This is a genomic window from Brevundimonas sp., assembly GCF_035626975.1.
Classification (GTDB): domain Bacteria; phylum Pseudomonadota; class Alphaproteobacteria; order Caulobacterales; family Caulobacteraceae; genus Brevundimonas.
Genome location: NZ_DASPMQ010000050.1, coordinates 1 through 23666, shown reverse-complemented (window position 1 = coordinate 23666; position 23666 = coordinate 1). Strand labels below are relative to the sequence as shown.

The 23666-nt window shown below is 70.2% G+C and carries 20 protein-coding genes, 1 tRNA gene and 1 pseudogene; 14 read left to right on the top strand and 8 right to left on the bottom strand.

The annotated features are described in order from the left end of the window. Window positions 1-344: 344 nt before the first annotated feature. Window positions 345-611 carry a hypothetical protein gene (locus tag VEB62_RS13135; protein ID WP_324800447.1) on the bottom strand — a complete coding sequence of 89 codons (267 nt, stop codon included), beginning with the start codon at window positions 609-611 and terminating at the stop codon, window positions 345-347. Window positions 612-718: 107 nt separating this feature from the next. Between VEB62_RS13135 and tgt the strand changes: the two genes are divergently transcribed. Beyond that, a complete protein-coding gene (gene tgt / locus VEB62_RS13130) occupies window positions 719-1846 on the top strand; it encodes a tRNA guanosine(34) transglycosylase Tgt (protein ID WP_324800444.1) in 1128 nt (375 codons plus the stop codon). On the opposite strand, the gene VEB62_RS13125 is transcribed toward tgt, so the two are convergent. From VEB62_RS13125 to VEB62_RS13115, 3 genes are all read right to left on the bottom strand, one after another. Continuing rightward, on the bottom strand, window positions 1843-2376 hold the full coding sequence (locus tag VEB62_RS13125; protein ID WP_324800441.1) for a hypothetical protein: 534 nt from the start codon (window positions 2374-2376) through the stop codon (window positions 1843-1845). The genes tgt and VEB62_RS13125 overlap by 4 nt on opposite strands. Window positions 2377-2604: 228 nt before the next feature. Then, window positions 2605-2946, bottom strand: coding sequence for a hypothetical protein (locus VEB62_RS13120; RefSeq protein WP_324800438.1), 342 nt, complete (start codon window positions 2944-2946; stop codon window positions 2605-2607). A 63-nt stretch (window positions 2947-3009) separates the two neighbouring features. After that, a tRNA-Lys gene (locus tag VEB62_RS13115) sits at window positions 3010-3086 on the bottom strand. 110 nt (window positions 3087-3196) lie between these two features. Here VEB62_RS13115 and VEB62_RS13110 point away from each other — a divergent pair. Next, entirely contained in the window at window positions 3197-4279 is a 1083-nt protein-coding gene (locus tag VEB62_RS13110) for a CaiB/BaiF CoA transferase family protein (RefSeq protein ID WP_324800435.1), read from the top strand. A 6-nt stretch (window positions 4280-4285) separates the two neighbouring features. Here VEB62_RS13110 and VEB62_RS13105 read toward each other — a convergent pair whose 3' ends face one another. After that, window positions 4286-6022, bottom strand: coding sequence for an ATP-binding protein (locus VEB62_RS13105; protein ID WP_324800432.1), 1737 nt, complete (start codon window positions 6020-6022; stop codon window positions 4286-4288). Between the two features lie 137 nt (window positions 6023-6159). Here VEB62_RS13105 and VEB62_RS13100 point away from each other — a divergent pair, with 137 nt between their 5' ends. The 3 genes from VEB62_RS13100 to VEB62_RS13090 all read left to right on the top strand — a co-directional run bounded on the left by VEB62_RS13100 (window position 6160) and on the right by VEB62_RS13090 (window position 12522). Next, window positions 6160-6411, top strand: a complete 252-nt coding sequence (locus tag VEB62_RS13100; protein ID WP_324800429.1) for a hypothetical protein — start codon at window positions 6160-6162, stop codon at window positions 6409-6411. Between the two features lie 100 nt (window positions 6412-6511). Further along, the gene (locus VEB62_RS13095; protein WP_324800426.1) at window positions 6512-8302 is read left to right on the top strand and encodes an autotransporter assembly complex protein TamA; all 1791 of its coding nucleotides are present in this window, start codon (window positions 6512-6514) and stop codon (window positions 8300-8302) included. Next, on the top strand, window positions 8299-12522 hold the full coding sequence (locus VEB62_RS13090; RefSeq protein WP_414642046.1) for a translocation/assembly module TamB domain-containing protein: 4224 nt from the start codon (window positions 8299-8301) through the stop codon (window positions 12520-12522). Before VEB62_RS13095 ends, VEB62_RS13090 begins: the two co-directional genes overlap by 4 nt. 3 nt (window positions 12523-12525) lie before the next feature. Here the strand turns inward: VEB62_RS13090 and VEB62_RS13085 are convergent, their stop codons facing one another. Beyond that, a complete protein-coding gene (locus VEB62_RS13085) occupies window positions 12526-13056 on the bottom strand; it encodes a hypothetical protein (RefSeq protein WP_324800420.1) in 531 nt (176 codons plus the stop codon). Between the two features lie 105 nt (window positions 13057-13161). Between VEB62_RS13085 and VEB62_RS13080 the strand changes: the two genes are divergently transcribed. The 8 genes from VEB62_RS13080 to VEB62_RS13045 are packed head-to-tail and all read left to right on the top strand — an operon-like array spanning window position 13162 to window position 21053. After that, window positions 13162-14412, top strand: a complete 1251-nt coding sequence (locus tag VEB62_RS13080) for a hydrolase (RefSeq protein ID WP_324800418.1) — start codon at window positions 13162-13164, stop codon at window positions 14410-14412. A gap of 3 nt (window positions 14413-14415) precedes the next feature. Beyond that, a complete protein-coding gene (astA, locus tag VEB62_RS13075; protein ID WP_324800415.1) occupies window positions 14416-15423 on the top strand; it encodes an arginine N-succinyltransferase in 1008 nt (335 codons plus the stop codon). A 17-nt stretch (window positions 15424-15440) separates the two neighbouring features. Next, on the top strand, window positions 15441-16856 hold the full coding sequence (gene astD / locus VEB62_RS13070) for a succinylglutamate-semialdehyde dehydrogenase (RefSeq protein WP_324800412.1): 1416 nt from the start codon (window positions 15441-15443) through the stop codon (window positions 16854-16856). After that, window positions 16856-17386, top strand: coding sequence for an endonuclease domain-containing protein (locus VEB62_RS13065; protein WP_324800410.1), 531 nt, complete (start codon window positions 16856-16858; stop codon window positions 17384-17386). The genes astD and VEB62_RS13065 overlap by 1 nt, the downstream gene beginning before the upstream one ends. Continuing rightward, window positions 17383-18729 carry an N-succinylarginine dihydrolase gene (gene astB, locus VEB62_RS13060; RefSeq protein WP_324800407.1) on the top strand — a complete coding sequence of 449 codons (1347 nt, stop codon included), beginning with the start codon at window positions 17383-17385 and terminating at the stop codon, window positions 18727-18729. Before VEB62_RS13065 ends, astB begins: the two co-directional genes overlap by 4 nt. Before the next feature lie 4 nt (window positions 18730-18733). Continuing rightward, complete coding sequence (locus VEB62_RS13055) at window positions 18734-19180, top strand: hypothetical protein (protein ID WP_324800405.1); 447 nt, start codon at window positions 18734-18736, stop codon at window positions 19178-19180. Window positions 19181-19204: 24 nt separating this feature from the next. Then, window positions 19205-19741 (top strand): GNAT family N-acetyltransferase, encoded by a 537-nt coding sequence (locus tag VEB62_RS13050; protein ID WP_324800403.1) that lies wholly within the window; start codon window positions 19205-19207, stop codon window positions 19739-19741. A gap of 13 nt (window positions 19742-19754) precedes the next feature. Beyond that, window positions 19755-21053, top strand: a complete 1299-nt coding sequence (locus VEB62_RS13045; protein WP_324800400.1) for an MFS transporter — start codon at window positions 19755-19757, stop codon at window positions 21051-21053. Here VEB62_RS13045 and VEB62_RS13040 read toward each other — a convergent pair whose 3' ends face one another. Next, complete coding sequence (locus VEB62_RS13040; RefSeq protein WP_324800398.1) at window positions 21054-21911, bottom strand: LytTR family DNA-binding domain-containing protein; 858 nt, start codon at window positions 21909-21911, stop codon at window positions 21054-21056. It lies immediately after the preceding gene. Window positions 21912-22006: 95 nt separating this feature from the next. Between VEB62_RS13040 and VEB62_RS13035 the strand changes: the two genes are divergently transcribed. Then, complete coding sequence (locus VEB62_RS13035; protein WP_324800395.1) at window positions 22007-23281, top strand: acyltransferase family protein; 1275 nt, start codon at window positions 22007-22009, stop codon at window positions 23279-23281. Window positions 23282-23299: 18 nt separating this feature from the next. On the opposite strand, the pseudogene VEB62_RS13030 reads toward VEB62_RS13035, so the two are convergent. Continuing rightward, a pseudogene (locus VEB62_RS13030) lies at window positions 23300-23666 on the bottom strand (phenylalanine 4-monooxygenase); the annotation flags it as partial.

The window sequence follows — 23666 nt, the reverse complement described above, 5'->3', positions numbered from 1 at the left end:
TTAGCCGTCGGGACAGCGACAGCAGCATTCAGCCCGGCTGCAATGACGGCCGCAACCACTGCCCTCGTCAAACGGTGACTCATCGGTCGCTCCTCGATGGTGAGGCCGGGAGGGTGGCAGCTTATGCTCGCTATTCCGTGGAGGCGGGCTCCCGCATCTTTGCGAGGGTGAGCGGTGATTGGATGTTCACCACGTCACTACGGGTGCCGATGCCGCGTCGCGGATAGGTTTGAAAGAAAGAAGGCGGATTCCGTTCCACGCGAGCAGATGGGCGGCCTGACGGGCGCAAAAGGCCTGACATCCATCCTAAGGCTTGTGGGTCGCGCGGCCCGAAAAACCGGCCTTCAGAAGGAGGTGGCGCTGCTCGTTTCGGGCTCCAGTGCTGCCAGGACCATTCGCTCCCAGACTTCCGGATCTCCCGCCCGCGCCATATTTTCGTCCGGCTCCCGCATCGTGCGCAGGATGGCCAAGGCATCGGCGGTATATTCGTGCCAAACCTCGTCCACATTTGGACCGGCCGAAGGATCTTCTCCCTCCGCGTTGATGCTCAGCTCCCGTCCAGCCAGGACACGGGCGATCCGCTCGACGAGCGTCAGGTTTGATACGGGCATTGATCCCTCCGTTCGTTTCGAACCTATAACGGGGGAGGGGGCGGAGGGTTGCGGCGGGCGGCGGCTTTTCCCTTCGGGAATGGGCCAGATAGTGTAGGAGGCGCCGCGTGTCGGCAAGTCGCTTCGAATTCACCATCTCTGCCCGGGAGGGGCGTGCCCGCACCGGGACGATCGCGATGCTGCGCGGCGACATCCGCACGCCCGCCTTCATGCCGGTCGGCACCGCCGCGACGGTCAAGGCGCTGACGGTGGATCAGGTGGCCCAGACCGGCGCCGACATCCTGCTTGGCAACACCTACCACCTGATGCTGCGGCCCGGCCCGGAGCGGATGCAGCGGCTGGGCGGGCTCCATGAGTTCATGCGCTGGGACAAGCCGATCCTGACCGACTCCGGCGGTTTCCAGGTCATGTCGCTGGCGGGCATCTCGAAGCTGACCGAGGAAGCGGTGACCTTCTCCAGCCATATCGACGGCTCGAAGCACGTGCTGTCGCCCGAACGGTCGATCGAGATCCAGGCCGACCGGCTCGGCTCGGACATCGTCATGCAGCTGGACGAGTGCGTCGCCTGGCCGGCCGAGGAAGCCCGCGCCCGTTCCGGCATGGAGCTGTCGGCGCGCTGGGCGCGGCGGTCGAAGGACGCTTTCGGGACCCGGGATACGCAGGCCCTGTTCGGCATCCAGCAGGGTTCGACCTTTGAAAACCTGCGCCGCGAGTCGTCGGACCGGCTGCGCGAGATCGGCTTCGACGGCTACGCCATCGGCGGCCTCGCCGTCGGCGAGGGCCATGAGGCGATGTGCGAGGTGCTGGACTATGCGCCCGACATGCTGCCCGCCGACCGCCCCCGCTATCTGATGGGCGTCGGCAAGCCGGCCGATCTGGTCGAGGCGGTGTGGCGCGGCGTCGACATGTTCGACTGCGTCCTGCCGACCCGGGCCGGCCGCCACGGTCAGGCCTGGACCTGGACCGGACCGATCAACCTGCGGAACGCCCGCTTCGCCGAGGACCAGGACCCGCTCGACCTCGATGTGCCCTGCCCCGCTTCCATAGACTATTCAAAAGCTTACCTGCACCACCTGATCCGGGCCGATGAGATCCTCGGCAAGGTCTTGCTGAGCTGGCACAACATCGCCTTCTTCCAGGCCCTGACGGCGGCGATGCGGGCGGCGATCGCGGAAGGCCGGTTCGAGGCCTTCCGGCGCGACTTCCACGCCCGGCAGGTCCCCAGCGGCGGCTAGCGCTGGCTGCGGCCACGCGGCCGGAACCACGCCGGCGCCGCCGGCGGGGCGCAGTTGCGGTTCATGCCGACGCCTTTCAGGAACGCCCGGCGCATCCGCCCGGCCTGGATCGCGGCCTGGACATGACGGCTGTGCTGCTCGGCCCCCGACAACCGGCGGATCCAGCTACGGCCAGGGATGAAGTCGGTTGCGGCGTCGCGGATGGCGTCCAGCGCGGCCTTCGAGGCGGCGTCGCCGGCGCGTTCGCCCAGCGTCGAGCCGTCCGGCGCCGGCGGCTCGTCGGTATCGGGGCCCAGCGCCTCGTTGAGGCGGGCGATCTCCGCTCCGATGGTCGAGCACTGGTTGAGGTTGCGCAGGTCGTAGGGATTGGCCTCGGCCTGCAGCAGCACCGTCGGAATGTACTGGCGGCGCAGATTCAGGTCGTCCAGCGGCGCGGTGGCGGCGGCCCCGACCCCGGCCCCGAAATCGCCCATGGCGCCGCCGCAGCCGGACAGGAGGGCGGCGGTGGTGAACAGGACGAGCAGGCGCATGGCGTCTTGAACCACGCGGCGCGGAACGCTGTCCACCGCCTTGCGGGAACGCCCCGGGCGCTGACGATTTCTCGTCAACGGGACAACGCTGGGCGAACGGGCATGTTTCAGTCTATCCGACACTGGTGGCGGCAGATGCGCTGCCATCACGCATTCAAATACAGCCGGTCGCGGCCGGGAACGCTGGTCTGCAAGAAGTGCCGCGCGCGGCGGGCCGGGCCCTGAGCCTCAGCGGCCGTCCGCGGACCCCGACTTGATCCGGTTGCGGTTGCCGGCGCGGGTCTTGGGCCCCTGTCCGCGCAGTTTTTCGGTGCGCTCGGGCCGATTGGCGTTGGTGGCGCCCTGCTGCACGTCATCGGCCCCGATCGGGTCGCCCTCGTCCATATAGTCGGCGATCTCGCCGGCGGCGGGCGGCGCCAGGGACGAATCGGTCACCTCGGGAGCCGCATAGCTACGCGGCTCGGGATGGATGGCGGCCTTCTGCCCGCGCGCCTGATCGCTGGGCATGATCGGATCGGTGACGGCGTTCTGGGCCGTACCCTTGGAGGAATGGACGTTCTGGTGCGGCATGGCGGGCCTCCTTCACTGTCTCTCGACAACGGGAGCGCCAAGGGCTTGTTCCGGAAAGGGAGGTGGTACGTCCTCTCGGGCTCGAACCGAGGACCCTCTGATTAAAAGTCAGATGCTCTAACCAACTGAGCTAAGGACGCACACCGACGCGGGTCCGCGCTTGCGCACCGCGACGCGCCTTCTGTTGCAAAGCGGGGCCGGGGTCAAGCGTCGCCTCGACCGTCGCGACGGTCACGGCTAGGAAAACGCCATGAAACCTTTGTCCGGCCTGCGCATCCTCGAGTTCGACGGTCTCGGGCCGGTGACCTTCGCGGGCATGGTGCTGGCCGATCTGGGGGCCGACGTCTTGCGCCTGACCCGCAGCGCCGCGGCCGGCGCGCCCACGTTCACCGACGTCGGCGGCGAGGTGCTGCACCGGGCGCGGCCCGCGGTGGCCGTCGATCTGAAGGACGCGTCGGACCTGGCCCGGGTGCACGAACTGATCGCCTCGGCCGACGCCCTGATCGAGGGATTCCGGCCCGGGGTGATGGAGCGGCTCGGACTGGGGCCGGAGGTGTGCGCCGCCCGCAATCCGCGCCTCGTTTTCGGCCGCGTCACCGGCTGGGGGCAGACCGGGCCGATGGCGCGGCAGGTGGGCCACGACCTCAACTACATCGCCCTGTCGGGAGCCCTGTCGATGATGGGGGAGCCGGACCGGCCGCCGCGGCCGCCGCTCAACCTGGTCGGCGACTATGGCGGCGGGGCCATGCTGCTGGTCACCGGCGTGCTGGCCGCTCTGCTGGAAGCAAGGACCACTGGCCGGGGCCGGACCGTGGACGCCGCGATGACGGACGGCTCGGCCCTGCTGACCAGCCTGTTCCACGCCCTGGGCGCGCGCGGACTGTGGAGCGAGACGCGCGGCGGCAACCTGCTGGACGGCGGCGCGCCCTTCTATCGCTGCTACACCTGCCGCGACGGCCGGTTCGTGGCCGTGGGCGCGCTGGAGCCGCAGTTCTACGCGGCCCTGCTGGCCGGGCTGGAGGTTCCGGCGGCCGAGGCGCCGCAGTTCGACCTGGCGGGATGGGGGGGACTGCACGCCCGCTTCGCCGCCGTGTTCGCCACAAGGGACCGCGACGACTGGACGGCGCATTTCGCCGGCACGGACGCCTGCGTCACGCCGGTGCTGACCCTGTCGGAGGCGCCGCGCCATCCGCACAACGCCGCGCGCGGGACCTTCGTGGAACAGGGCGTGGTTCAGCCGGGCCCGGCGCCGCGCTTTGGCGAGGAGGCCCCGACGCCGGCGCCGCAACCCGCGCCGCTGTCGCTGGACGAGGCGGTGACGCGCTGGACCTGAGCCGGGTCAGGCGACGGCGCTGTCGACCAGTTCCCGGCGCCCGGCGGCGCAGGCCTCGGCCAGGGTGCGGGCCAGCATGACCGGGTCGATCGGCTTGGTCAGGAAGGCGTGCACGCCCGCCGCATCCCAGGCGGCCCGGTGGACGTCCAGCGCGTTGGCGGTCAGGGCGATCACCGGCGTGTCCCCGTTGACCGCGCCCTGACGGATGCGCCGCGTCGCCTCCAGCCCGTCCATGACCGGCATCTGCATATCCATCAGGATGGCGTCGAACGACTGGTTCGACGCCGCCTCCAGAGCCTCCGCCCCGTTCTCGACCAGGATCAGCCGGCAACCGTGCGGCTCCAGCAGCAGGGTCAGGATACGGCGGTTCACCTCGTGATCGTCGGCGGCGAGGATCGAGCGCCCCTGGAGCGAGCCGGCGGTTTCGGCCTGCCGCTCTGGCCGGATCGCCGCGCCCTCGACCGCGTCCATCGGCAGGCGCAGGGTGAAGGTCGAGCCCTCGCCCTCCACGCTGGCGACCGTCAGGGTTCCGCCCATGATCTCGGCCAGCTTGCGGCTGATCGACAGGCCAAGGCCGGTGCCGCCATGGCGGCGCGTGGTGCCGACGTCGGCCTGTTCGAAGCTGTTGAACACCTGCGCCAGCCGGTCGGCGGGAATGCCGCAGCCGGTATCGGACACCGCGACGGATAGCCGGGCGTCCTCCCAGTTCACGGCCACGACGATCTCACCGTCCAGGGTGAATTTCACCGCATTGGAGAGCAGGTTGAAGAGAATCTGCTGGAAACGGAGGGGATCGGTCCGCACCGCCTCCGGAACCTCCGGCGCGATTCGCAGCGTCAGCCGGACTCCGTTGGCTGTGGCGCGCGGCTCCCACAGGCGGCCGAGCGTCGCCAGCCGTTCGCGCACGACCATGTCGGCGCTCTCCAGCTCCATCTTGCCGGCCTCGATCTTGGAGAAGTCCAGCACGTCGTTGAGCAGGCCCATCAGAACGTCGCCGGCGTCGATCAGCATGGACACGTGCTCGCGCTGGCGGGTGTCGAGGCGGGTCCGGCGCAGCAGGTTGGCGGCCGAGATCACCGCGTTCATCGGCGTGCGGATCTCGTGGCTGACCACGGCAAGGAAGTCCGACTTGGCGGCGCTGGCGACCTCGGCCTTCTGGCGGGCGCGCTGTTCGGCGTCGCGGGCCGACTGCAGGGCCGTGGTGGTCATCGAGCTCTGGCGGACGGCGACGACCAGATGGCTCATGTAGAGCAGGCAAGCGATGGCGATCAGCAGTTCGCGCCACTCGCCGGTGGCGATGGCGCCGAAGGTCGGCAGGCCGAGAAAATAGGTCCCGTGCGCCGCGACGGCCGAGATCAGGATCGGCCGCACGTTGTGCATGTGGAGGCTGACGTGCAGCAGGCCGCCGGCGCACTGGACCATGGCGAAGATCCGGCCCACCTCGCCGCCCATGAACCACATGTAGGCGCTGATCCCCGCATAGACGGCCACGCCCACAACGGTCGTCAGGCACGACAGCGCCACATAGGCGCGATCAGGCGTCCACGCGGGATTGAGGCGGAAGCGGCTGAACACCATCCTGTCCAGCGCCTGCGTGGCCAGCACGGCGGCGAACCAGACGGCGGGCCAGATGGTCGGCATGATCAGCCAGGCGGTGGCGCCGATGAAGGCGGCGAGCGCGATGCGCGTCTTCAGCTCCCGGTATCGCACCAGCGAAACCATGGCGTAGGCGGTCGCCGTCATCGAAGGCCCTCCAGCGCGCCATCCTCGCGCGAATTGGAAAAGGATTGGTTGCCGAGCGTGGTGACCCGACGCACGATCATGGCTATGGAACACGCGATACCGCCACGCGTTGGAACGCCGATCCGGGGAGCTGCCAGATGAAACGCCTTTTCGCCCTTGTCGCCATAGCCGGCGCGGTCTCCCTGACCGCCTGCGACGACCCGCGTCCCGCCGAGCCGGAAGTGATGGACGCGCCCCTGGACGAGCCGCTCGCGCCGAGCGCCGAAGCGGTGCAGGCGCCGGTCGCGGCGCCCAGCGCCACGGACACGCCGTCCAACGAGGCCCTGCCGGCCGAGAAGCGCACCTCGGAAGAATCGGTCCGGCCGGAGAGCGAGACGCTGTTCTACTGACGTGCCGGCAAGGCGGCGCCCCATTTGCGCCGTCGGCGGATGCGACCCCGCCCGCCGCCCGCCAATCGAAGGGCGCCCGCCCGCTGACGAAGGTTCCAGTTTGACGCCGAGGCCCGCCCTGTTTCTGTCCAGCGTGGCGGGGTTCGCGCTTCTGGCTTCGACAGCCGCCGCCGACCCGCGCGCCCATGTGCGCGGCGAAATGGGCGCCGAACTGAGAGAACAGCTGCACCGGGCCATCGGCGAGGTCGACGGCCCGCCCTCCAACCGCTTCGAGGCCCGGCGACGGGCGCGCGGAGCGCTGGAGGCGGCCGAGGCCCTGCTGCGCTCCGAAGGCTACTACCAGCCCGTCCTCGAGGACGTGGTCGAGGGCGAGGAGACCCCGGTCGCCATCGTCGAGGTGACGCCGGGCCCCCGCTTCGCGCTGACCGAACCGATCGTCAACTGGGTCGAGCCGCCGCCCGCACCCCCGCTGCAGGAAGAGGTTCGTGGAGACATCGGCCTCAAGGCGGGGGATCCCGGCCGCGCCGTGGATGTCATCTCGGGCGAGGGGCGGCTGGTCGCGGGCCTGACCCGGCGCGGCCATGCCGACGCGCGGGCCAATCCCCGCCGGGTGCTGGTCGATCACGCCGCCCTGACGGTGCAACCCACCTACAATATCGTCGCCGGTCCGCTGGTGCGTCTGGACGGGGTGCGGCTGGAGACGCGCGGCCCGACCAATCCGAACTGGGTCGCCGGTCTCGCCCCGTGGTCTGAAGGCGAGGTCTATGATCCGGAGGACGTGGCCGAGCTGGAGCGCCGGCTGCTGGAGACCGGGGTCTACGACGGCGTCGGGGTGGCCCTTGCGCCGGCCGACCAGACCCGGCCGGACGGCAACCGGCCGATCATCGTGACCCTGACCGACCGGCCGCGCCGCATCCTGGAAGCCGGCGCCACCTTCTCGACCGCCGAGGGCTCCGGCGTCGACCTGCTCTGGACCTGGCACAACCGCTTCGGCCGGGCCGACACCCTGGTCTGGCAGGCCCGCGCGGCGGATGTCGACAGCCGGCTGGGCGTCGATCTCCGCCTGCCCCACTGGCGCCGGCCGGGCCAGACGCTGAGACTGTCGGCGGCCGTGCTGAACGAGGATACCGACGCCTACCGCCGGACCGCGGTCGCCGCCGCGGCCGACCTGCAACAGCGTATCGGCAAGACCTCCTGGTTCAGCTACGGCCTGGGCCTCGATGCCGGCAAATATGACGAGAACCGGTTCGATCCGGTCACCCAGCTGCCGATCAATTTCGAGCGTGACCTGGTCATCCTCACTGGCCGGGGCAGCGCCTATCTCGACTATTCCAACGACCCGCTCGATCCGACGACGGGCTGGCGTCTGACGGCCTCGGCCCAGCCGACCGCTGTGGCGGGCGAGGACACGACGCTGTTCCTGCGCACCGAGGCGCAGGCCACCGCCTATCTGCCGGTCCAGGACAATGCGAAGACGGTGCTGGCGGGTCGCGTCCGTCTCGGCTCGATCCTGGGCGGCGAGGAACTGACCGTTCCGTCGGACCGCCTGTTCTATTCGGGCGGCGGCGGATCGGTGCGCGGTTACGAGTACCAGGGCGTGGCCCCCCGCCTGCCGGACAATACGCCGCGCGGCGGCCTCAGCCTGTTCGAGGTCTCGGCCGAGGTCCGGCGCGACCTGTTCCGCAACTTCCAGGGGGTGGTCTTCGTCGACGCCGGCTCGGTGGGCTTCAACCAGGCGCCCGACTTCAGCAACATGCGTTACGGGGCCGGCTTCGGGGTGCGCTACAAGCTGCCGTTCGGCCCGATCCGGGCCGACATCGCCTTCCCGCTCGACAAGCGCGAGGGTGACGCCGACTTCCAGATCTATGTCAGCATCGGGCAGGCGTTTTGACCGACGCGCCACCCCCACCGGAAACGCCTGAACCCCCGGCTGTCGTGGCCCGGAAGAAGCGCACGCGGTTGCAGGCCCTGGCCTTCTTCGGCGGCATGGGGCTGGCGGTTCTGGCGGTGTTGCTGATCGTCGCCCTGGTGGGCGGGCGGATGTATTTGCTGTCCGACTCCGGGCGCGATCTCGTGACCAGTTTCGTGGCGGGGAAGAAGCTGGGCCGCTACGGCCGCATCAATGTCGAGGGGGTGCGCGGCGACCTGTTCGACGACTTCACCATCGACCGGGTGACGGTGACCGACGCCGACGGCGTCTGGCTGGAGGCGCGCAAGGTGCGGGTCGACTGGGACTGGTGGCCGCTGGTCGGCCGGCGGTTCCACGCCACCGATGTCGAGGCGGAAGTCGTCCGCCTGATCCGCCGGCCGCTGGTCGAGCCGCAGACCGAGCCGCCCGGCCCGCAACCCCTCTCGGTCGACATCGACCGGTTCGCCGCCGACGTCGAACTGCTGGAGGACTTCAGCAAGGAATACGGCCGCTGGAAGCTGACGGGCGAGGCCATGGTCCCGCGCAAGGGGCTGAAACAGGTGACCGTCAACGCCGACAGCAACAGCCGCCCCGGCGACTTCCTGCGCCTGACCGCCGCCATGAGCGACGACATCGCCGACCTGCGGCTCAACCTGCGCGCTCAAGAGGCGCGCGGCGGTCCGATCGCCGGCGCCCTGGGTTATTCGCCGGACGAACCCTTCCTGGCGACCGCGATCGTCAACGGCGAGGTGGTCGACGCCGTGGTGCGGACCGGCGACTTCACCCCCCTGATCATCAAGGGCCGGTACGGGCCCGAACAGACCCGGATCGCCGGCTATGTCGACTTCTCCGGATCGGACCTGCTCGACCCGTTCGTGCGCCGGATCGGCCGTACCGCCAGGTTCGCCCTGGCCACGGCCCCGGACCGCAACGAGGACGGCCTGCAAGGCGTCGGCTGGCGCCTGACCGCCGACAACCTGAACTCCGGCGCCAGCGGTCTGATCCGTATCAGCAACCGCAGCGTGCCCCAGGGCGTGCGCATCAACGTCTCGACTCCCTCGCTGACGCGGCTCGCAGGGCGCCCCCTGGGGAATGGCGCGGCATGGTCGGCGATGTTCCGGGGCGATGCGACCGAGTGGAGCCTGCGGGGCTCGATCGATGTGCTCGGCGCTGACCTGTCCAGCTACAGGGCGCAGCGCATTCGCGGGCCGGTGAACATCCAGGCGCAGGCCGGCCGGTACGACATCGACGGCGATGTCAGCGCCGCGGGAGGATCGACCGCCGGCATCGTCGGCGGCTTGCTGGGCTCCCGGCCACGGGTCCAGTTCGAGGCCGCGCGGCTGGCCGACGGTTCCTTCCTTCTGGAACGGCTGGAGGCCACCGGACAGGCGCTGAAGGTGACCGGCACGGGCGGGCGCAACCTGCTGGGCGGCCTCGGCTTCCGGGGCCGGGCCGAGGTCACCGACGCCTCGCGCCTGCGTCGGGGGGCCGACGGGGCGTTCGGCGGAACCATCGCCGCCTCGATGCCCCGAAGCGGCGCGCCGTGGCGAATCAGCTTCGACGGTCGCGGCCGCGGCTTCGCCCTGGGCGTCAGCGAATTGGACCGGCTGCTGGGCAGGACCCCGCGGCTGCAGCTGGTCGGAACCCTCACCGACGCGCGGGTGCAGATCGAGTCCGCCCGGCTGAGCGGCACGCACGGCAACGCCGCCGCGCGGGGCTTCGTCGAGGGCGACGGCCGCCTCAGGCTGGCGATGAACTGGAACGCGCGCGGACCCTTCGGCGTCGGCCCGGTGGAGATCGACGGCGCCATGACCGGCAGCGGCACGGTCGGCGGCACCCTGGCCCGGCCCAGCGCCGATCTGCGGGCCGCCTTCGGGCGGGTCAGCGCCGGCGCGCTGATCCTGACCGACGCGACCATGGACCTCAGCTTCCGGCGCGGGGCGGATGCATCCGATGGACGCATATCGATCGTCGCCGGCTCCAACTACGGCCCGGCCCGGGGCAGCGGCAATTTCCACCTCGGCGGCCGACGCATCCGCCTGACCGACGTGGATCTCGACGCCGGCGGAGTGACCGCGCAGGGCGCGATCGCCCTGTCGAACCGCTTCCCGTCCAGCGCCGACCTGACCTTCACCGCCCGGCCCGGGGCCTTCCTCGCCTCGGGCACGGCGGATGGCCGCATCCGCCTGACCGAGGGCGCGGGGGCGGAGACCGCCATTCTCGACGTCACCGGCCGCAACGTGCGTCTGACGGGATCGACCTGGGTCATCCGCTCGCTGGACCTGAACGGCCGGGGCACGCTGGACCGCCTGCCCTTCACCCTCAAGGCGGACGTCGGCGGCCGGACGCCGGTCAGCTTCGACGGGACCGGCGTCTATTCACGGCAGCCGACCGCCCAGACCGTGGTGCTGGAAGGCTCGGGCCGGGTGCGCGAGATCGCCTTCTCCACGCGCAATCCGGCCGTCGTGGCCCTGTCGGGCGACGGCCGCGTGGTCCGGGTCGATCTGGGCGTCGGCGGCGGCGTCCTGACCGGCGAACTGCGCCAGGATTCCCGCGCCGCCGTCATCGAGGCCAACCTGACCAGCGTCGAGCTGGGCTCCCTCGCCCCCGACCTGCGCGGCCGGGCGACCGGCCGCCTGTCGCTGCGGGGGTCCGGAGCCGATCTGTCCGGCTCCGCCAACATGGCGCTGGAGGACGTGCGCAGCATCGACGCCCCGAGCAACCTGGCCATCGACGGCACGCTGAACGCCGTGTTGCTCGACAGTACGCTGCGGATCCAGGCCCGCGTCGCCGACGGGGATCAGGTGCGGGCCACGGCCGATGTCACCCTGCCCGTCGAGGCCTCGGCCGCCCCGCTGCGGCTTGCCGTGGTCCGCACCCGGCCCATGACCGGCGAGATCGACATCCAGGGCCAGGTGCAGCCGGTCTGGGACCTGTTCCTCGGCGGCGAACGCTCGCTGTCGGGCCAGATCAACGCCCGCGCCACGCTCGCCGGCTCGATCGCGGCCCCGCGGATCAACGGGCGGCTGGACCTGCGTCAGGGCGGTTTCAGGGACAACGCCACCGGCCTTCAGCTCCGTGACGTGACCCTCGCCAGCCGGTTCGACGACACCACTGCGCTGGTGGAGACCTTCACGGCCACCGACGGCTCGGGCGGCACGGTGACCGGAGACGGCCGCATCGGCCTGCGCGAGGGCTCCGGCTCAAGCGTCGAACTGGCCCTGACCCGGTTCCGGATCATCGACAACGACATCGCCGTGGCCCGCGCCTCTGGACCGCTCAGCGTCGTCCGGGCCGAGGACGGCAAGATCCAGCTGACCGGCCGCATCGACATCGACGACGCCCGCATCCAGGCCAACCCGCCCGGATCGACCGGCATCGTCCGCATGGACGTGGTCGAGATCAACAAGCCCGGCGGCGACATCCCCGAGGAGGAACAGAACCGCCCGCGCGGCCTGCAGATCGGCATCGACATCGCCGTCCGCTCGCCCGGCGGCGACGTCCGGGTGGTCGGGCGCGGACTGAACGTCGAGATGAGCGTCAACGCCCGGGTCACCGGCACGATCAACCAGCCGACGCTGACCGGAACGGCCCGCGTCGTGCGCGGCGACTACGACTTCGCCGGCAAGCGGTTTGTCTTCGACGACCGGGGCACGGTCACCCTGTCGACCCGCCCCGAACAGATCCGGCTGAACCTGACCGCGACGCGCGAGGATCCGGCCCTGACCGCCACCATCCGCGCCACCGGAACCGCGGCGCGGCCGGAGATCACCCTGACCTCGACGCCGGCCCTGCCCCAGGACGAGATTCTGTCCCAGGTTCTGTTCGGGCGTTCGGCGTCCCAGCTGTCGGCGTTCGAGGCGGCCCAGCTGGCCGCGAGCGTCGGCGCGCTGGCGGGCGGCGGCGGTTTCGACGTGATCGGCAACCTGCGCGAACTCGCCGGGCTGGACCGGCTGTCGTTCGGGGGCGAGGCGTCCAGCCTGACCGTGGCCGGCGGGCGCTATCTGACCGACAATGTCTATCTGGAGATCATCGGCGGTGGCGAGAACGGCGCGGCCGTGAACGTGGAATGGCAGGTGCGGCGCAACCTGACCGTCAGCTCGAAATTCGGCGGACAGGGCGACGCCAGCCTGTCGATACGCTGGCGCCGCCAGTCCCGCCAGCCCGGGACCGGTCGCGAGGACCGGCGCCCGAACCGGTAGGCCTCAGTACGCCCGGGCGTCGCGGAACTTCTTCAGCGCTCCGGCGCCGCGGACGCCGGCGATGTGGAGGATCAGTTCGACGACCATGACCACGATGCCGAGAACGATCATCCACGGTGCGTTCATCGGCGTTTCGGGCACATCGATCTGGCCGGCCATCATCTGCGCCAGAACCGTGGAGCCAAGGCCGTAGACGACAAGCACGATAAACAGAATCGGGATCACCATGTTCGGCTTCGCCCACTGGACGAACCCGAGGATCAGCTGGACCACGACCACCACGATCATCAGGTAGAGCGTGAACTGGGCTATGGCCCCGGTCATGCTCGCGATCTGCGGGTCGCCCCCGGCGCTCTGGGCCGCGACGGCGCTCTCCATGGCCTCCAGGCCCCCATTCATCATCATGACGACGCCGAGAAGGCTGAAGGCGACTCCGATGAAGATGGCGATCGCGCTCGCCCTCGCGGCTTTCAGCGCCTCTGCTTCCGTCCCGATGGTCGCCATCGGATTGAACGCCTTGATCCAGTCACTCATGCCTTTTCCTCCCTGTGTGGGGCGGAAGCCTAGCCGCTGACCGGGAGCCGCGCCATCGCTCCCTCGCCTTCACCTTTGCCGTCGGCGCGGCTAGGGTCCGGCCGCATGCGGATTCTTCCTCACGACCAGACCGTGCTCGACCATGTCGCGGCGCGCGAGACCGCCATCGTCGGCCGGGCGATCGACTGGGCGAACGTCAACTCCGGCAGCCGCAACGCCGCCGGACTGGCGCGGATGCTCGATCTGCTGGAAGCCGCCGCCGCGCCCCTGGCCGCTGACGTCGCGCGCCTGCCGACCGGCGCCTCGGTCAGCGTCGGCGACGACGGCATGGTGCGTGAAGACGCCCACGCCGACGCCCTGAAGATCAGCACACGGCCGGGCGCGGCGGTGCAGGTCGTCCTGACCGGCCACTACGACACCGTCTTCCCCGCCGACAGCGCCTTCCAGACCGTCGTCATCCGACCGGACGGCGCCCTGAACGGTCCGGGCGTCGCCGACATGAAGGGCGGGATCAGCGTCATGCTGGCGGCGCTCGAGGCGTTTGAGACCCATCCGGACAAGGGCCGCGTCGGCTGGACCGTGCTACTGTCGCCGGACGAGGAGATCGGCTCCCCCGCCTCCGCCCCGTTGCTGGCCGAACTGGGCGCGCGCGGCCATGTCGGCATGACCTATGAGCCGGCCATGCCCGACGGCTCGCTGGCCGGGGCGCGCAAGGGCAGCGGCAACTACCACCTGATCGTCACCGGCAAGGCCGCTCACGCCGGCCGGGCTTTCGAGGAGGGCGCCAACGCCGTCGCCGGGGCGGCCATCGTCGCCGCACGCCTGCACGCCCTGAACGGCCGGCGCGAGGGCGTCACCGTCAATGTGGCGAAGATCGCCGGCGGCGGGCCGCTGAACGTGGTCGCCGACAACGCCGTGGTCCGCTTCAACGTCCGCGTGCCCGACAAGGCGGCGTCCGACTGGATCGAGGCGGCGGTGCGCGAGATCGCCGCCGACCTCCCCTTTCCCGGCCTGTCCCTCGACCTTCATGGGGGCATGACCCGCGCGCCCAAGCCGATGGACGCCTCACAGTCCGCCCTGTTCGAGGCGGTGCGCGAGACCGGGGCGCTGCTGGGCCAGACCATCGCGTGGAAGCCGTCGGGCGGGGTCTGCGAGGGCAACAACCTGCACGCCGCCGGCCTGCCCAATATCGACACCCTCGGCGTCCTCGGCGGCGACATCCATTCGGATCAGGAGTTCGCCTGGCCCGCCAGCTTCCTCGAACGGGCCCGGCTCAGCGCGCTGATCCTGTGCAAGATCGCCTCGGGCGAGATCGACGCCCTGAAACTGAAGTCCCTGCGTCTGGAGACGATGTAACCCATGCTCGTCGTCCGACCCGCCGGCCCCGCCGACCTCGACCACCTGCTGGAGCTGGCCATCCTCAGCGGCCCCGGCTTCACCAGCCTGCCCGAGGACCCGGACCAGCTCGCTGAACGGCTCGAACTCGGCCGCGACAGCTTCTCCGGCAAGCTGGCCCCGGAAGAGTGCTGGTACACGCTGATGCTGGAGGAATCCGAGACCGGCGACGTCGACGGTGTCGGCTCCGTCAAGGCGGCCGTCGGGCTGCACCGACCCTTCTTCTCGTTCCGGCTGGTCAACAACACCCAGTCGTCGCCGTCGCTCGGCGTCAAGCTGGACCACCAGACCCTGGTGCTGGTCAACGAATGTACCGGCTGGACCGAGGTCGGGTCACTGTTCCTCAAGGCCGACCGGCGCAAGGGCGGCGCGGGGCGCCTGCTCAGCCAGTCGCGCTACATGCTGATCGGGGCCCGGCCCGAGCTGTTCGCCGAGACGGTGCTGGCCGAGCTGCGCGGTGTGTTCACCCCCGACGGCGCCTGCCCGTTCTGGGACCATGTGGCGCACAAATTCTTCCCGATGGAGTTCGACGACGCCGACCGTATGACCGGCTCGACCGACAAGCAGTTCATCCTCGACCTGTCGCCGCGCCACCCGATCTATGTCGAACTGCTGCCCGAGCCCGCCCGCGCGGTGATCGGCAAGGTCCATCCGCAGGGCGTCCCGGCCATGGCCCTGCTGGAGAGCGAGGGCTTCCGCCCCAACGGTCTGGTCGACATCTTCGACGCGGGGCCGACCGTCTCGTGCGGTCGCGACAACATCCGAACGGTGCGCGACGCCCGCCGCCTGACGGTTCGGATCGCCGATGAGGTCGAGGCCGAACTGCCCGCCCTGATCTCGACCGACAGCGTCTCCGCCTTCCGCGCTGTGCGCCAGCGCGCGGCGGTCGAGGGCGACACGGCGACCCTGAACCGCGAAACCGCCGATGCCCTCAGGGTGCGGGCCGGCGACACCGTGCGGGTGAAGACGTGACCCCCCATCTGGATCCCATGACCACCTTCCAATCTCTCGATCCCGCCACCGGCGAAACCGTGTGGGAGGGCGCCGCCGCCTCGCCTTCCGAGGTCCAGGCCGCCGCCGACCGCGCCCGCGCCGCCTTTCCCGACTGGGCCGATCGCCCGCGTCAGGACCGCATCGACGCCGTCAAACGCTATCAGGCCGTGCTCAAGGCCCGCGCCCCGCAGATCGCCGAGGCCATCAGCCGCGAGACCGGCAAGGCGCTGTGGGAGACCACGACCGAGCTGACCGCCATGCAGGGCAAGGTCGACATCTCGATCCGCGCCTATGACGAGCGCACCGGCGAGCGCACGGCCGACACGGCCTTCGGCCACGCCACCCTGCGCCATCGTCCGCACGGCGTGGCGGCGGTGCTCGGCCCGTTCAACTTCCCAGGCCATCTGCCCAACGGCCACATCGTTCCGGCCCTGCTGGCCGGGGATGCGGTGGTGTTCAAGCCGTCGGAAGAGACGCCCCTGACCGGGCAGCTGATGGCCGAAGCGTTCGAGGCCGCCGACCTGCCGCCCGGCGTGTTCAACCTGGTCCAGGGCGGGCGCGACACTGGCGCGGCCCTGCTCGACAGCGGCATCGACGCCCTGATGTTCACCGGCTCCGGCGCGGCCGGGGCGCACTTCCGGCGCAAATTCGCCGACGACCCGCATGTGATCCTCGCGCTCGAGCTCGGCGGCAACAATCCGCTCGTGGTCTGGGACGCCGCCGACGTCGAGGCCGTGGCCGGCATCGTCGTCCAGTCCGCCTTCATCACCACCGGCCAGCGCTGCTCCTGCGCCCGACGCCTGATCGTGCCCGAAGGTCCCCGGGGCGACGCCATCGTCGAAGCCGTCGCCGCGCTCAGCGACCGCCTGACCTTCGCGCCGTGGAACGCCTCGCCCGAGCCCTACGCCGGTCCCCTGATCTCTCAGAAGGCGGCCGAGGCGGCGCTGAAGGCGCTGCAGGAGCGGATCGACATGGGCGCCCGGGTGATCCGCGGCTCGGGCCCGGTCGGCAATCTGCCGGGCGCCTTCGTCAAGCCGGCGATCATCGACGTCACCGGCGTCGCCGTGCCCGACGAGGAGATGTTCGCCCCCTTCCTGTCGGTGACCCGCGTCGGCTCGCTTGAGGCCGCCATCGCCGAGGCCAACGCCACCCGCTACGGCCTCAGCGCCGGTCTGGTCAGCGACGATCCGTTCCACTGGCAGCGCTTCATCCGCCGCATCCGCGCCGGCGTGGTCAACTTCAACCGCCCGACCACCGGCGCCGCCGGCGACATGCCCTTCGGCGGCTTGGGCGCCAGCGGCAACCACCGGCCGTCGGCGTATTACGCCGCCGACTACTGCGCCTATCCGGTGGCCAGTTTCGAGGCCGAGGCGGTGAAGAATATCGAAAGTGAGATCAAGGGGTTGGTCTGATGGAGTTCGATCGGTTCTCGAAGCCGGAGCGAATCAAGCCTGGAGGACGTGAGCGCGCTCGCCGCCTGCGTGCCGGACCAACGTGGACGGAAGCCAGACTTTGGGAGCAGCTGCGGCTCCTCCCGATCCGGATTCGGCGCCAGGCTCCGATCGGTCCGTATGTCGTCGATTTCGCCTGCCTTCGGGCCAAACTGGTCATCGAAGTCGATGGCGGCATTCACAACCAGACCGATGTCGCGCTGCGTGATCTCAAGCGAGATGAATGGCTGAATGGTCAGGGCTACCGCGTCCTGAGGATCGACAGTCACCGGATTTCGGACGAGTTGGACGCCGTCGTCGCGGAAGTGGTTCTGGCGATCCGCCAAACATCTCCCCTTCCCCTCGAGGGGGAAGGGGCCGGGGGATGGGGTGAGGGCTCGCTGTCCAGCGGGCTCGCGCTTGAGGCGCCGTCCAGCCTCTCGCACGCAATCAGCGCGCATCCTGCCACCACCCCCTCCCAACCCTCCCCCCTCGAGGGGGAGGGCTCATGAGCGCCTTACCGCCCGCCCTCGAAGCCAACGCCGACGGCCTGATCGGTCCGACCCACTCCTACGCCGGCCTGGCCCCGGGCAACCTCGCCTCCAGCCTGAACGCCGGCGAGGCCTCCAACCCGCGCGCCGCTGTCCTGCAGGGCCTCGACAAGATGAAACGGCTGGCCGACCTCGGCCTGCCCCAGTTCGTGCTGCCGCCGCACGAGCGGCCGAACATCCCCTTCCTGCGCTCGCTCGGCTTCACCGGCTCCGACGCCGCCGTGCTGGAACAGGCCTGGAAGGATGCGCCATCCTTCGCCGCCGCCGCCTGTTCGGCCTCGCCGATGTGGGCCGCCAACGCCGCCACGGTGACCCCTTCCGCCGACGCCGCCGATGGCCGGGTGCATTTCACCCCCGCCAACCTGGTCACCAACCTGCACCGCTCGCTGGAGCACGCCCAGACGAAGCGGGCGCTGGACGCCCTGTTCCCCGATCCGGCCCGGTTCGCGGTGCATGACGCCCTGCCCTCCGTCGCCCACCTCGCCGACGAGGGCGCGGCCAACCACGTGCGCCTGTGCGCCGATCACGGCGAGCCGGGCGTCAACCTGCTGGTCTGGGGGCGAGAGGCCTGGGAACACTGGCAGGGGCGGTACCCCGCCCGCCAGACCCGCGAGGCGTCGGAAGCGATCGCGCGCCGCCACGGCGCCTCGGGCGTGGTGCTGGCCCGGCAATCGAGCGCCGCCATCGCCGGCGGAACCTTCCACAACGACGTGGTCTGCGTCGGCGCGCTGGAGACCCTGTTCTTCCACGACCTCGCCTTCGAGGACACGGCCGGCACGCTCGCCGCCATCCGCGCCGCCGCCGACGGCCGCTTCGAGCCCGTCTTCGTCGAAGTCTCGTCCGCCGAACTGCCGCTGGCCGACGCCATCTCCAGCTACCTGTTCAACTCGATGCTGGTGTCGCTGCCGGGCGAGGACCGCCTGACCCTGATCTGCCCGACCGAGACCCGCGACAACGCCCGCAGCCACGCCGTGGCCGAAAGCCTCGCCGCCTCCAACGGCCCCATCGGACGGGTGGAATACGTCGACGTGCGCCAGTCGATGCGCAACGGCGGCGGCCCCGCCTGCCTGCGTCTGCGCGTCGCCCTGACCGAAGCCGAACTGGCCGCGACCAATCCCGCCATGCGGATGACCGACGAGCTCCACGCCCGCCTGTCGATCTGGGCCACGACCTGGTACCGAGATACGCTGAGCCCCGCCGACCTCGCCGACCCGGCCCTGCTCGACGAGAGCCGGGGCGCGCTGGACGAACTGACCTCCATCCTCGACCTCGGCTCCGACTTCTATCCGTTCCAGAGGAGCTGATCCCATGACCCGCAACCCGACCCTTGTCGCTGGCGGCCTGCTGAGCGCCGCCGCTGCCGTCCTGCACCTCTCCGTCATCGCCGGCGGACCCGACTGGTACCGGTTCTTTGGCGCGGGCGAGGGCATGGCCCGTCTCGCCGAACAGGGCTCATGGACGCCCGCCCTCCTCACCGTGGGCATCGCGGGGGTTCTGGCGGTCTGGGCGGCCTACGCCTTTTCCGGAGCAGGCCTGATCCCGCGGTTGCCGCTGGTCCGGACGGCGCTGGTCCTGATCTCCGCGGTTTACCTGCTGCGCGGACTGGTGCTGGTCCCCGCCTTCGCCCTCAACCCCGGCGGCGTCACCCCGTTCGTACTGTGGAGCTCGCTGATCGTGCTGGTCTACGGCCTTGCCTACGCAATCGGGACATGGATCGCCTGGCCCGGTCTGTCGGCCCGCCCGGCCCCGCTCTGATCGCGCCAGCCGGAGACCCAACCCGTGCTGACCCACCGCATCGCCACGGAGGCCGACATCCCCGCCCTCGTCGCCCTGATGGACCGCGCCATCAGCGGGCCGCTGGCCGAGTTCCTGACGCCGGATCAGATCGCCGCCAGCCGCAAGCTGATGGGCCTCGACAGCCAGATCATCGCCGACCGCACCTATTTCATCGTCGAGAGCGACGGCGCGCTGGCGGGCTGCGGCGGCTGGAGCCGGCGCATCACGACCTACGGCGGCGACCACACGCCGGGCCGGGTTCCCTCACCGCTGACTCCCGGCGTCGACGCCGCCCGCATCCGCGCCATGTACACGGCTCCCGAGTTCCTGCGGCAGGGCGTCGGCCGGCGGATCCTCGGCCTGTGCGAGGACGCCGCCCGCGCCGCCGGCTATGACCGCGCCGAACTGGTCGCCACCCTCGGCGGCGAGCCGTTGTACCGCGCCGCCGGCTATCGCGAGATCGAGCGCTTCGAGGACGACCGCGGCGGCGCGCCCGTCCCACTGGTCAGGATGGGCAAACCGCTGGGTGATGGTCTCTGAGGGGGAGGCCAGCATGAGGGAAACCACCGGCGGGATGACGCCCGCCCGGCGCCTGCGCAACATCATTGGCGGCTCGGCCGGCAATCTGGTTGAGTGGTTCGACTGGTTCGCCTACGCCGCCTTCACCGTCTATTTCGCCCCGGTCTTCTTCCCCAGCGGCGACAGCACCGCGGAACTGCTCAAGGCCGCGGCGGTGTTCGCGGTCGGCTTCCTGATGCGCCCCGTCGGGGCCTGGGTCATGGGCGTCTATTCCGACCGCAGGGGCCGCAAGGCGGGTTTGACCCTGTCGGTCAGTCTGATGTGCGCCGGAGCCCTGATCATCGCGGTAACCCCCGGATACGCCACGATCGGCGTCGCGGCCCCGGCCCTGCTGCTGCTCGCCCGCATGATGCAGGGCCTCAGCGTCGGCGGCGAATACGGCTCCTCCGCGACCTACCTGTCCGAGATGGCCACGGCGAAGCATCGCGGCTTCTGGTCCAGCTTCCAGTACGTCACCCTGATCTCGGGCCAGTTGCTGGCCCTGCTGCTGCTGATCCTGCTCCAGAACACCCTCAGCGAGGGCGCCCTGGAGACCTGGGGCTGGCGCATCCCGTTCTTCGTGGGCGCGGCGCTGGCGGTGATCGTCTTCTGGCTGCGGCGGCGTCTGGACGAGACCTCGGCCTTCATCGCCACCGACATGAGGGAGGCCCCAAAGTCGAGCGCCCTGCTGCTGATCCTCAAACATCCGAAGGAGGCGCTGATGGTGCTCGGCCTCACCGCCGGGGGCACCGTCGCCTTCTACACCTACACCACCTACCTGCAGAAATTCCTCGTCAACACGACCGGCTTCAGCAAGGCCACGGCGACCGAAATCAGCGCCGGCGCCCTGTTCGTCTTCATGCTGATCCAGCCCGCCGTGGGCGCCCTGTCCGACCGGATCGGACGGCGGCCGGTGATGGTCGGCTTCGGCGTGCTGGGCGTTCTGTTCACCGTGCCGATCATGACCGCCCTGTCCGGCGTCGACAGCCCGTTCCTGGCCTTCCTGCTGGCCATGGCGGCGCTGGTCATCGTCAGCGGCTACACCTCGATCAACGCCGTGGTGAAGGCCGAGCTGTTCCCGGCCCATATCCGCGCGCTCGGCGTCGCCCTGCCCTACGCCATCGCCAACGCCCTGTTCGGCGGCACGGCGGAATACGCCGCCCTGTGGTTCAAGGACAACGGCATGGAGAGCGCCTTCTTCTGGTACGTCACCGCCCTGATCGGCGTGTCGCTGCTGACCTACATCCGCATGCGCGACACCGGCCGCAACAGCCTGATCACCCACGCCGACTGATCAGGCCGGGGTTTTCAGCCGCTCGAGCGCCTGCGGGTAGCGACGGGACAGAGGCGCGTCCACGACGCCCAGTTCGACGGTCCAGTCGCCCGAGCCGTCCGGTCTCAGCCCTTTCACGCGCCGCGCATTGACCAGCCATGACCGATGCGCCCGCACGAAGCCGAAACCGCCCAGCTCCACCTCGACCGCCGCCAGGGTCGTGCGCATCAGCGGACGGCGGCCGTCGACCAGCCAGAACTCCGCATAGTTGCCGGCCGACGACACGGCGACGATCTCGCTCAGGGGCACGCGCAGGATGCGACCCCCGTCGCGGATGTCGAAACTGACCGGCCGCACCGGCTCGTCGCGGCGCCGGCGCAGATGGCCGATCAGCCAGAAGGTCGCGACATAGGTCCCGTAACTGATCAGGTCCTTCCGAAGCTCATAGATGAAGCGGTCGCCGAACTCGTACGGCCCTGCGCCCATCAGGTCGTAAGCCACCTTGCGCAAGGCCACGAACCCGATCACGTGCACCGCGGAGAAGACCAGCAGCGCGGCGAGGTGGATCAGCACGAACCGCGCCTTCGGCCGCCAGCCCTCGGCGACCGCCTCGTCAGGTGGGGCCGCGGCGGTCGCCAGCCACGGCAGCAGCATGGCCACAAGGATGGAAATCGCGCTGCTGATCTCCCAGACCCACGGTTCCCACGTCGCGATGTCCGGGATGTCGCTGAGGTTGGTCAGGGCGTTGACGACGACCACCACCGACGTCACCGGCACGACGAACAGGTACGCCGTGCGAAGGTCACGGACGTCGGGAGCCGAACGCGGCCAGCCGCCGGTCCCGGGGTTCGCGCCGCTCGTCACAGCCGCCTTCGCCACGTCCCGCCGATCGCCCCGCCCGTCCCCCGGCGATTGCCCTGCGCCCGCCCCGGATGGGACGCCGGCGGACCGTTCATCGCTCATGGAAATCCGCCATGTCGTCCGCCCTGCTCCCCGAAGTCGCGCCCGCCCCAACCCGCCGATACGATCTGGACTGGATCCGGGTCGGCGCCTTTTTCCTGCTGATTCTCTATCACGTCGGCATGCTCTATGTGTCGTGGGACTTCCACGTGAAGAGCCCCCGCATCGTCGAGGCGATCCAGCCCCTGATGATGCTCACCAACCCGTGGCGGCTGACCCTGCTGTTCCTCGTCTCGGGCGCGGCCACCCGCTTCATGGTCGAGGGCTTTGCGGCGAGGGGCGGCCACCCGGGTCGCCGGCTGGCGGGTTCACGGCTGCTGCGCCTGCTTCCGCCCCTGCTGTTCGGCATGTTCGTTATCGTGCCGCCCCAGAGCTACTACGAAGTCCTCGAGGCGCTGAAAGGCCTCGGCGTCGCGGATCCGGCGCATTCGCCCTACCTGCAGAATTTCTGGGTGAAGTACGCCACCGCCTCCGGAAACTGGTGCGACGACACGGGTTGCCTGACCACCCCGACCTGGAACCACCTGTGGTTTGTCGCCTACCTTCTGCCCTATGGCCTGATCGTGGCCCTGCTGGTCGGCCTCGGGGGCCGGCCGCTCGGCGCGCTGGAGCGCGGGCTGGAGCGCGTCCTGTCCGGCTGGGGCCTGCTGATCTGGCCCATCGTCTGGTTCGCGGTCCTGCGCCTGACCCTGGCGCCGCTGTTCGAGATCACCCACGCCCTCACCGACGACTGGTACAATCACGCCCTTTCGTTCAGCGCCTATCTTCTTGGCTTCCTGATCGCCCGGTCGGAGGGGCTCAGGGCGGGCTTCATCCACATGCGCCGGCCGGCCCTGATCCTCGCCGTGCTGGGCTGGGCCGGCTGGGCGACCTACGCCTGGATCTGGCGCGCGGACGACGCCGTGCCGCCCGAAACCCTGCGCATGGCCATGCGGCTCGTCTACGCGGTCGACCAGTGGACGTGGATCGCCGCCATTCTCGGCTACGGCGCGCGGTATCTGAACCGCGGCGGGCCGGTGCTGCGCTACCTCGGCACGGGAGTCTTTCCCTTCTACATCGTGCACCAGACCGCGATCATCATCGCCGCCTGGTATTTGATGCCCCTGAACCTGCCGTTGGGCGTCGAGGCCGCGCTGGTCATCGTCGCGACCTTCTCGGCCTGCTTCCTCGGTTACGAGATCGCGCGCCGGCTCGGCTGGCCGGGTCTGCTGTTGGGCGTGCGCCCCGGGGCGAAACCGGTTCGGTCCAACGATCGCTCGACCTCGGATCTCGCCCAGGCCCGGGTCTGATCCTCCGCGAGGACGGGGTCAGGCCGCGAACCGGCCGCCCCTCGCCGCATAAGCCTGGGTTCCGCGGGTGAAGACCCGGTCGGTCGGCAGGATGGCGTCGATGGCGATGTCATCGGCGCCCTTCAGCCGTTCGTAGATCGGGCCGAAGTCCTGCAGGGTGTCCCGCTTCAGCTGGTCGATGCTGTCGATCACGAAATAGACCTGCTGGAAGTCGTCGATCCGGTAGGGCGTGCGCATCACCCGTTCCAGGTCAAAGCCCAGGCGGTTGGGGGAGAGGTCGTCGAGGGCGAAGATCGACTCCGCCCGGCTGGAGACGATGCCGGCGCCGTAGATCCGCAGGCCCGCTGCGGTCTGCAGCAGCCCGAACTCCACCGTGTACCAGTAG

Coding starts and splice junctions, on each gene's coding strand:
- VEB62_RS13120 (WP_324800438.1), bottom strand. CDS start 2,946: ATGCCGCACCAGAACGTCCATTCCTCCAAGGGTACGGCCCAGAACGCC.
- VEB62_RS13100 (WP_324800429.1), top strand. CDS start 6,160: ATGAAACGCCTTTTCGCCCTTGTCGCCATAGCCGGCGCGGTCTCCCTG.
- VEB62_RS13125 (WP_324800441.1), bottom strand. CDS start 2,376: ATGCGCCTGCTCGTCCTGTTCACCACCGCCGCCCTCCTGTCCGGCTGC.
- astB (WP_324800407.1), top strand. CDS start 17,383: ATGAGCGCCTTACCGCCCGCCCTCGAAGCCAACGCCGACGGCCTGATC.
- astA (WP_324800415.1), top strand. CDS start 14,416: ATGCTCGTCGTCCGACCCGCCGGCCCCGCCGACCTCGACCACCTGCTG.
- VEB62_RS13105 (WP_324800432.1), bottom strand. CDS start 6,022: ATGACGGCGACCGCCTACGCCATGGTTTCGCTGGTGCGATACCGGGAG.
- VEB62_RS13080 (WP_324800418.1), top strand. CDS start 13,162: ATGCGGATTCTTCCTCACGACCAGACCGTGCTCGACCATGTCGCGGCG.
- VEB62_RS13110 (WP_324800435.1), top strand. CDS start 3,197: ATGAAACCTTTGTCCGGCCTGCGCATCCTCGAGTTCGACGGTCTCGGG.
- VEB62_RS13085 (WP_324800420.1), bottom strand. CDS start 13,056: ATGAGTGACTGGATCAAGGCGTTCAATCCGATGGCGACCATCGGGACG.
- VEB62_RS13045 (WP_324800400.1), top strand. CDS start 19,755: ATGAGGGAAACCACCGGCGGGATGACGCCCGCCCGGCGCCTGCGCAAC.
- VEB62_RS13065 (WP_324800410.1), top strand. CDS start 16,856: ATGGAGTTCGATCGGTTCTCGAAGCCGGAGCGAATCAAGCCTGGAGGA.
- VEB62_RS13035 (WP_324800395.1), top strand. CDS start 22,007: ATGTCGTCCGCCCTGCTCCCCGAAGTCGCGCCCGCCCCAACCCGCCGA.
- astD (WP_324800412.1), top strand. CDS start 15,441: ATGACCACCTTCCAATCTCTCGATCCCGCCACCGGCGAAACCGTGTGG.
- VEB62_RS13055 (WP_324800405.1), top strand. CDS start 18,734: ATGACCCGCAACCCGACCCTTGTCGCTGGCGGCCTGCTGAGCGCCGCC.
- VEB62_RS13135 (WP_324800447.1), bottom strand. CDS start 611: ATGCCCGTATCAAACCTGACGCTCGTCGAGCGGATCGCCCGTGTCCTG.